Consider the following 1203-nt stretch of genomic DNA (forward strand, 5'->3'; position numbering starts at 1 on the left):
AAAAAGTGCGGTGGCGATAGCAAGAAGGATACACCTGTACCCATGCCGAACACAGAAGTTAAGCTTCTTAACGCCAAGAGTAGTTGGGGGACCGCCCCCTGCGAGGGTCGGAAGCTGCCGTGCTTATAATTCCGGCATAGCTCAGTTGGTAGAGCGTCTGACTGTTAATCAGAATGTCGACGGTTCGAGCCCGCCTGCCGGAGTATATTGCTGGAGAGTTGTCCGAGTTGGCCGAAGGAGCATGATTGGAAATCATGTAAACGGATATTGATCTGTTTCAAGGGTTCGAATCCCTTACTCTCCGTCAGCAAATTGACCCGTTGGTCAAGTGGTTAAGACACCGCCCTTTCACGGCGGTAACATGGGTTCAAATCCCGTACGGGTCACTTGGAGGATTAGCTCAGCTGGGAGAGCGTCTGCCTTACAAGCAGAGGGTCACAGGTTCGAGCCCTGTATCCTCCATCGAATAAATGCAACGGTTCTATAATTTATTTGTTTTAATTTTTAGAATCGTTTATGGCTCGGTAGCTCAGTCGGTAGAGCAATGGATTGAAGCTCCATGTGTCGGCAGTTCGATTCTGTCCCGCGCCATTATGGAAGGGTAGCGAAGTCTGGCTAAACGCGGCGGACTGTAAATCCGCTCCTTCGGGTTCGGTGGTTCGAATCCACTCCCTTCCATTTTATAGGGGTATAGTTTAAAGGTAGAACTACGGTCTCCAAAACCGTCAGTGTGGGTTCAATTCCTACTACCCCTGCCATGGCGATAGTGGCGAAGTGGTTAACGCACCGGATTGTGGCTCCGGCACGCGTGGGTTCGATTCCCACCTATCGCCCATTATTGGGTTATAGCCAAGTGGTAAGGCAAGGGACTTTGACTCCCTCATGCGCTGGTTCGAATCCAGCTAACCCAGTTGATGGAGTTTTAAAATTAAAATTGGCGGTATAGCCAAGTGGTAAGGCAGAGGTCTGCAAAACCTTCATCACCGGTTCAAATCCGGTTACCGCCTTTTACCTTAAAAAAGGTAGCATTTTGATTCTGTCTATGTTATAATTTTTTTATCATGCCGGTGTGGCGGAATTGGCAGACGCGCTGGACTCAAAATCCAGTGTCCGTTGAGGACGTATCGGTTCGACCCCGATCACCGGTATTTTTAGTAGTATCTATAAGACGTAAACGTTGATTTATCAGCGTTTATTTTTTTA

11 tRNA genes and 1 rRNA gene are annotated in these 1203 nt (G+C 48.4%); all 12 read left to right on the forward strand.

The window, feature by feature from the left end:
* The first annotated feature begins 6 nt into the window (after positions 1-6).
* The 12 genes from rrf to ON15_RS10660 all read left to right on the forward strand — a co-directional run bounded on the left by rrf (position 7) and on the right by ON15_RS10660 (position 1148).
* A 5S ribosomal RNA gene (gene rrf, locus ON15_RS10605) occupies positions 7-123 on the forward strand.
* Between the two features lie 7 nt (positions 124-130).
* Positions 131-203, forward strand: a tRNA-Asn gene (locus ON15_RS10610).
* Positions 204-212: 9 nt separating this feature from the next.
* A tRNA-Ser gene (locus ON15_RS10615) sits at positions 213-304 on the forward strand.
* 10 nt (positions 305-314) lie between these two features.
* Positions 315-386 (forward strand) — tRNA-Glu (locus ON15_RS10620).
* 3 nt (positions 387-389) lie between these two features.
* A tRNA-Val gene (locus tag ON15_RS10625) sits at positions 390-462 on the forward strand.
* A 56-nt stretch (positions 463-518) separates the two neighbouring features.
* Positions 519-591 (forward strand) — tRNA-Phe (locus ON15_RS10630).
* A gap of 4 nt (positions 592-595) precedes the next feature.
* A tRNA-Tyr gene (locus tag ON15_RS10635) sits at positions 596-678 on the forward strand.
* Positions 679-684: 6 nt separating this feature from the next.
* Positions 685-758 (forward strand) — tRNA-Trp (locus ON15_RS10640).
* 2 nt (positions 759-760) lie between these two features.
* Positions 761-833: transfer RNA gene (locus tag ON15_RS10645), tRNA-His, on the forward strand.
* A gap of 6 nt (positions 834-839) precedes the next feature.
* Positions 840-911: transfer RNA gene (locus ON15_RS10650), tRNA-Gln, on the forward strand.
* 25 nt (positions 912-936) lie between these two features.
* Positions 937-1007, forward strand: a tRNA-Cys gene (locus ON15_RS10655).
* A 56-nt stretch (positions 1008-1063) separates the two neighbouring features.
* Positions 1064-1148, forward strand: a tRNA-Leu gene (locus ON15_RS10660).
* Positions 1149-1203: the final 55 nt, after the last annotated feature.

The organism is Liquorilactobacillus vini DSM 20605, from assembly GCF_000255495.1.
GTDB classification, from domain to species: Bacteria; Bacillota; Bacilli; order Lactobacillales; family Lactobacillaceae; genus Liquorilactobacillus; species Liquorilactobacillus vini.